Raw genomic sequence first — 6,161 nt, forward strand, 5'->3', positions numbered from 1 at the left:
CGGCAGGGGTGGTCCGGGTGGTCGGCGCGTCCGGGGCGGGGACGCGGAAGCCGTGCATCCAGGCGACGTAGTCGTGGAGTTCGTCGCGGGAGAAGGAGCGCAGGACGGCGTTGCGGTCCGTGGCGGCGGCGCCGGAGGTGTGCCAGAGCTTGATGCTCTCCCGGGCCAGGAGCTGGATCCGGCCGGTGCGCTCCTGCCGCTCGGCGTTGAACTTCTCGAAGCGCTGCGGGAACTCCTCGGCGTCGCAGTCGAGGAGGTCGCCGAGGGTGACCGCGTCCTCCAGGCCCTGGCAGGCGCCCTGGGCGACGTAGTGGAGCATCGGGTGGGCGGCGTCGCCGAGGAGCACGACCCGGCCGTCGACCCAGTTCTCGACCGGGTCGCGGTCGACGAGGACCCAGGACTTCCAGCCCTCGCCGAGGGCGAGCAGGCGCTGCGCGTCCTCGCCGAGCGCGGCGAACTCGCGGCGGATGTCGCCCTGGGTGGCGGGGACGCCGGCCACGGCCTCGGTGGCCTTGTTGTCGCTGCTGGCGGCGAGGTTGAGGTACTTGCCGCCGGCGATCGGGTAGTGCACGAAGTGGCAGCCGGGGCCGGTCCACCAGGTGACGGAGGTCGGGTGGCGCAGCTCCTCGGGGACCTGCTCCATCGGGATGATCGCCCGGTAGACGGTGATCCCGGAGTTGCGGGGGGCGCCGTCGCCGACGAGCCGGCCGCGGATCGCCGAGTGGATGCCGTCGGCGCCGATCAGCGCGTCGCCGGTGATGCGCTCGCCGTCTTCCAGGACGACGGTGGCGCTGGTGGCGTCCTGCTCGTAGCCGACCGCGGTGGCGGCGCTGCGCAGCCGTATCGCGTCCTCGGCCCGGCAGGCTTCCAGCAGCGCGGTGTGCAGTTCGGCCCGGTGGACGACCGCGTACGGGTTGCCGAACCGCTCCCGGTAGTGCTCGGTCAGGTCGAGGCTGGTCACGTGCTCGCCGGTGACGCCGTCCATGAAGGTGAGCGCGTCCATCTGCACGGCGGTGGAGCGGACGGCCTCGCCGACGCCGAGCCGGTCGAGGGCGTGCAGTCCGTTGGGGGCGAGCTGGATGCCCGCGCCGATCTCGGCGAACTCGGGGGCGCGTTCGAGGACGAGGACCTCGTGGCCCTGCCGGGCGACCGAGAGGGCCGTGGCCAGGCCGCCGATCCCGCCGCCGATGATGACGAGCCTGGACATCAGATCTTCTCCTCGGTGAGCTGCGAGCCGGCGCCGGCGGCGATGAGACGGGCGAGTTCGAGACGCTTGATCTTGGTGGTGGCCGTCTGCGGCAGGTCGGACTGCCGCCACTGGACGGGGTCGGACATCGGGGGCAGGCCGGCGGTGGCGGCCTTCCAGGCGGCCGGGTCGAGCGGCTTGTCGTCCCGGGTGCAGACCACGGGGACGGCCCGGCCGTTCTCGTCGGGGATGATGATGACCTCGGCGAGCTCCTCCAGCCTGGTGAAGAGGGTGTCCTCGGCGGCGAGGGTGGAGCCGAAGCCCTCGATCAGGTCGACCTCGCGGTCGAGCAGGTGCACGCAGCCCCACCTGGTGCGGTAGCCGACGTCGCCCATGCGCCACCAGCCGTCGTTGACCTGCTTGTCGTAACGTTCCTGCTCGCCGAGGTAGGTGACGATCCGGCCGTCGCTCCTGACCTCGATGAAGCCGGGGTTGGACTCCGAGACCGGCAGCCCGTTGCGGCTGACGACGCGGACGTCGGTCATGCCGGGGAAGGGCATCCCCACGCAGCGGCCGTCGGCGTCGAGCCCGCGGCGCTTGGAGAAGGACCGGGCCACGGCCGGGCCGATCTCGCTCTGCCCGTACAGCTGGCCGAAGATCGGGGCGGTGCGCTCGGTGGCGGCCAGCAGCCGCTGCACGGTGCGCGGGTGGATCGCGTCGAAGGTGCTGGAGAACAGCTTGACGTTGGCCAGCGGCTTGCGGGGGTCGTCCGCGAGCTCCTCCCACTCCATGAAGGAGTTGGGGTGCGCCTCCAGGATGCCGGGGCGCAGCTGTGCGAAGAGGTCGGCGGCCTTCTTCGGGTCGGAGTCGGCGAGGACGACGATCGGGTAGCCGCGGAAGAGGGAGATGGCCAGGGCGGTGATCAGGCGGGAGTGCACGAAGGAGACGTGCATCGCGATGGTCTCGCGGCCCGGGAGGAGCGGTCTGGTGATCACGGCCTGCGGGCGGTAGCGCGCTTCGAGGGTGGCCCCTGTGTGGACGGCGAGCTTCGGGGTGCCGGTGGTGCCGGAGGTGTGGGTGATCAGGGTCGGGTGCTCGGGCGGCATCGTCACCGCCGGAACCCGGGGCGAGCCGGCCAGCGAGGCGAGCTCGGTGGCCTCCTTGTAGCTGCCGGAGGTGAGCAGGACCTGCTCGGCCTCCTCGAAGACCGAGGCGGGCAGCTCCGTCTCCAGCTTGTTCTGGTCGGTGAGGAGGTAGGGCTGCTCGGTGCGGCGCACCAGCTCGGCCACCGTCTCGCCGTCGAGCTTCGGCGACAGCAGCACCGGTACCGCGCCGATGCGGACCGCGGCGCAGGCCAGCAGGGTGATGTCGAAGCCGTCGGACTTGTAGATCACCACCCGGCGGCTGGGGCGGACCTGTGCGGCCCAGAGCCGGGAGGCGAGGTCGTCGATCAGGTCGGCCACCTCCGCCACGGTCGCCCGGCGCCCGAGCTCCGGGGCGACGTCGAGGTCGTGGTCGAGGATCACGACGTTCGTCGGGTGCTTCCTGGCGGCCCGCTCGAAGAGGGTTCCGAGTCGTATGCCCTTGTTGCCGATGCGCTGCAGAATCATCGCCTTTGCCCTTCTCAGGTCACGTACGGATGGCGTCTGTTGCCGGTGTTCGCTGTTCGGAGGGGTGGGGATCCGGAGGGATGGGGGAGGAGGGAGGAGAGACGGAGGGAAGGGCGGTCAGGCGCCCTGCGCGGCCGTTTCCCCCTCGATGACGGCCTTGATGCGGCCGAGGGTCTCGGCCAGGTCGCCGGCGACCTTCTCGCCCCACTCGGCGAAGAACTGCTGCTTCTGCTCGTCGTCCATCTCGGCGGTGATGCCGCGGATGCCCTCGGTGGGGGTGCCCATGCGGAAGTGGTGGACCAGGAGACTGCCCTCGCCGTCGGCCTCGATCGTGAAGCCCCAGACGCTGTCCTGCTTCTCGCCCTTGCTGTTGTGCATGGCCCACTGGAAGGTCCGGCCGGCCTCGGCCGCGACGACCTCGGCGTACGTCGTCCACTTGCCGCGCACCACCGGAGCCCAGGCGACGACCTCCTCGCTGCGCTCGTTCTCGCCCCGGAAGACCGAGCCGACCGCGCCGGGCTCGCCGGTGGTCCATTCCCCGCCGAGGCACTCGGGGCTCCACTCGCCGCTGCGGGAGAGGTCGCTCACGACCGCGTACACCTCGGCCGGGGTGGCCGAGACGTGGATCTGGGCCCGGGACCGGAAGAGGGGGGTCTGGGTGCCGCTCATAGCGGGTGTCCTCCTGGTGTGATGCAACGTCGGATGCCTTCAACTTCCGCTTCTGCCGCCCCGCTCGGGCCGCTCAGCTAGATGAACCATACAGTTCAGTTCAATTGAACGCAACGGTTCAGTTCAGTTGGGTTCTAGACTGGTCCCGAGCCGAGGCAGACGAGGAAGTTGGGGACGAACGACATGACCGCACGGACCGGCACCGCAGAAGCCCCCGCAGGCCCGTCCGGGGCGCGCGCCGCGCGCAAACGGCAGGCCATCCTGACCGCAGCCCGGACGGTCTTCCTGCGCGAGGGCTTCGGGGCCGGAGTCGACCAGCTCGCCGCCGAGGCGGGCGTCTCCAAGGTCACCGTCTACAACCACTTCGGCAGCAAGGAGAACCTGTTCAACGCCGTCATCGGGCAGACCCTCGACGAAGCCCTGGACGTCGCCCAGTCGGTCATCCAGGCGAAGCTCGCCGAATCCGACGACGTCCGCGCCGACCTCCTCGAAGCCTGCCGGACCTGGGTCGCCGGCCTCACCACGCCCGACGTGCTCGCCCTGCGCAACGTGATCGCGGGAGAGCGCCACCGCTTCCCCGAACTCGGCCGGACCTGGCAGGAGGAAGGCCCCGGCCGCCAGCACGCCGCCCTGGCCTCCGCCCTCGGACGGCTGGACCGGCGCGGGCTGCTGCGCATCCCGGACATGGAGCTGGCGGTCCTCCAGCTGTCGGGGCTGGTGCTGTCCCCCCACCTGGTCTACGGGGTGTACGGCACCGCCCTGGACGAGGACCTCGCCGAGCGGCTGCTCAAGGGCGGGGTGGACATGTTCCTCAACCAGTACGGGGTGGGCCTCCAGGGCCGGGGCGCGGACCGGTAGGGCGCCGCGCCGCCGCCGTCCGCGCAGCACCCGCAGCCGGGGCTCAGCCGCGCAGCCGCCCCGGGGTGGTGCCGTGGCGCCGCCTGAGCAGGGTGGTGAGCGTGGACGCGTTCTCGTACCCGACGCGGCGCGCGACGGCGTCGGTCGGCAGGTCCGTGGTGCGCAGCAGGTGGGCGGCCTGCTCCAGCCGTATCGCCTGCGCGAAACGCAGCGGCGAGACGCCCATCACCCGGTCCACGGCCCGCTGCAGGGTTCGCTCGCTCACGCCGGCCGCCCGGGCCGCGTCGGCCATGCGCAGCGGCTCGACCAGGTGTGCGCGTACCCAGCGTTCGAAGGCGCTGACCACGGGATCGGTACGGGCGAGGTGGCTGGGGATGGCGTACCCGGCCTGGGTGGGCCGGTCGTCGACCACCAGGTAGCGGGCGGTGAGCTCGGCGAGGGCCGGGCTGGTCCGCCTGACCAGGGCGAGCGCCAGGTCGAGGTGGGCCATGGCGGCGCCGGCGGTGACCACCCCTTCGGCGTGCGCCAGCATGTTGCCCTCGTCCAGCTCCACCCGCGGGTACGCCTGCCGGAACGCGGGGGCCAGCCACCAACTGGTGGTGGCGCTGAGCCCGTCCAGCACGCCGGCCTCGGCGAGCAGGAACGTGCTGGTGCACGCCGCGGCCAGCGAGGTCCCGGCCTCCCGCGCCCGGCGCAGCTCGGCCCGCTCGGGCTCGCGCTCGGGGGCGGCCACCCACTCCAGCAGCGGCGCGGGCTGCTTGGGGCCCGCGCCGGGTACGAGGAGCAGGTCGGGCGGCGGGGCGTCCGCGGCGGTGACCGTCTCGATCAGGTGCCCGGAGGCGGTGCGCACGGAACTGCGCGACCCGATCCGGGTCAACTCCCAGGCGGGTGGCGGCTGTGGCAGCTCGCCGCGCAGTTCGTTGGCCATCTGCAGGACGTCCTGGACCGTGGCCAGCCCGGAGTCGAAGAGTCCGTCCAGGACCAGTACCGAAACCCGCATGGCGGAAACGGTAAAGCATCCGGCGGAACCGCCACTGCCCGGGTACGGCGGCCGCTCCCTAGCGTGAGGGGTACCGAACGGCGCGGACACAGCGCGCCGCACGGCCCGCACACCGCACCGGCAGAAGGAGCCCCTCCATGACCAGCGCCCTCGTTCCCGACACCACCCGCCTCGGCCTGCTCGCCCGGATCGAGGCCAAGCCGGAGCACGCCGCCGACGTGGCGGAACTCCTCACCGGGGCCCTGGCGCTGGCCCGCGAGGAGGCCGGAACCACCGTCTGGTTCGCCCTGCGCCTCGGTCCGACGACGTTCGGCATCTTCGACGCCTTCGGCTCCGACGCGGACCGCACCGCCCACCTCCAGGGCCGGATCGCCGCCGCCCTGATGGAGAACGCCCCCAAGCTCCTCGCCGAGGCCCCGGAGATCCTCCCGGTCGACGTCCTGGCCGCGAAGCTCGCCTGACGGCGGCCCGTCGGGCCGACCGCCTCCCCGGGGGAGCCGGTCGGCCCGCCCGTCCCGGCCGCACGTGCGAAACGAGGGTGGTTGTGCGTCAAACCCCCTTTTCGCAGGAGAACACGAGGGTGAAAGCCGCTTGCTCGGGCGGGGCGTCGCGTGGTTATGGTCGTCATCTGTTGACGGACCGTCACTCGATTGCCAGGGGGTACATGCCTTATGGAGAACACGCCGTCGCCCGGGCAGACGCACAGCGCGTTACCGGCCCGGCCGGGCGCCGCGCCGGGCAACCCGCCGCCCGCCGCGTCGGACAACCCGCCGACGGCCGCCCCGGGCAACCCGCCGACGGCCGCGCCGGGCGCCGCGCCCGGCAGCCCGCCCGGCGC

At 72.5% G+C, this 6,161-nt stretch carries 6 protein-coding genes; 2 read left to right on the top strand and 4 right to left on the bottom strand.

Going from position 1 to position 6,161, the window contains the following annotated elements; translation table 11 throughout:
• The 3 genes from HYE82_RS33150 to HYE82_RS33160 all read right to left on the bottom strand — a co-directional run.
• A partial coding sequence (locus HYE82_RS33150; protein ID WP_179177919.1) for an FAD-dependent oxidoreductase occupies nt 1–1,207 on the bottom strand: 1,207 nt, incomplete at its 3' end.
• A complete protein-coding gene (locus tag HYE82_RS33155) occupies nt 1,207–2,796 on the bottom strand; it encodes a class I adenylate-forming enzyme family protein (RefSeq protein ID WP_179177920.1) in 1,590 nt (529 codons plus the stop codon). The genes HYE82_RS33150 and HYE82_RS33155, both read right to left, overlap by 1 nt.
• A gap of 117 nt (nt 2,797–2,913) precedes the next feature.
• Entirely contained in the window at nt 2,914–3,465 is a 552-nt protein-coding gene (locus HYE82_RS33160) for an SRPBCC family protein (RefSeq protein ID WP_179177921.1), read from the bottom strand.
• Between the two features lie 183 nt (nt 3,466–3,648).
• Between HYE82_RS33160 and HYE82_RS33165 the strand changes: the two genes are divergently transcribed.
• Nucleotides 3,649–4,323 (top strand): TetR/AcrR family transcriptional regulator, encoded by a 675-nt coding sequence (locus HYE82_RS33165; protein WP_179177922.1) that lies wholly within the window; start codon nt 3,649–3,651, stop codon nt 4,321–4,323.
• Nucleotides 4,324–4,366: 43 nt separating this feature from the next.
• Here HYE82_RS33165 and HYE82_RS33170 read toward each other — a convergent pair whose 3' ends face one another.
• Complete coding sequence (locus HYE82_RS33170; protein ID WP_179177923.1) at nt 4,367–5,323, bottom strand: GlxA family transcriptional regulator; 957 nt, start codon at nt 5,321–5,323, stop codon at nt 4,367–4,369.
• Between the two features lie 137 nt (nt 5,324–5,460).
• Here HYE82_RS33170 and HYE82_RS33175 point away from each other — a divergent pair, with 137 nt between their 5' ends.
• Nucleotides 5,461–5,784: a putative quinol monooxygenase gene (locus HYE82_RS33175; protein ID WP_179177924.1), complete on the top strand. Its 324-nt coding sequence runs from the start codon at nt 5,461–5,463 to the stop codon at nt 5,782–5,784.
• Nucleotides 5,785–6,161: the final 377 nt, after the last annotated feature.

It is taken from the genome of Streptomyces sp. BR123 (genome assembly GCF_013401435.1).
GTDB lineage: Bacteria > Actinomycetota > Actinomycetes > Streptomycetales > Streptomycetaceae > Streptomyces.

What these genes read in the sequence shown, in the direction of transcription:
- HYE82_RS33170 (WP_179177923.1), bottom strand. Translation starts at nt 5,323, where the DNA reads ATGCGGGTTTCGGTACTGGTCCTGGACGGACTCTTCGACTCCGGGCTG.
- HYE82_RS33175 (WP_179177924.1), top strand. Translation starts at nt 5,461, where the DNA reads ATGACCAGCGCCCTCGTTCCCGACACCACCCGCCTCGGCCTGCTCGCC.
- HYE82_RS33165 (WP_179177922.1), top strand. Translation starts at nt 3,649, where the DNA reads ATGACCGCACGGACCGGCACCGCAGAAGCCCCCGCAGGCCCGTCCGGG.
- HYE82_RS33160 (WP_179177921.1), bottom strand. Translation starts at nt 3,465, where the DNA reads ATGAGCGGCACCCAGACCCCCCTCTTCCGGTCCCGGGCCCAGATCCAC.
- HYE82_RS33155 (WP_179177920.1), bottom strand. Translation starts at nt 2,796, where the DNA reads ATGATTCTGCAGCGCATCGGCAACAAGGGCATACGACTCGGAACCCTC.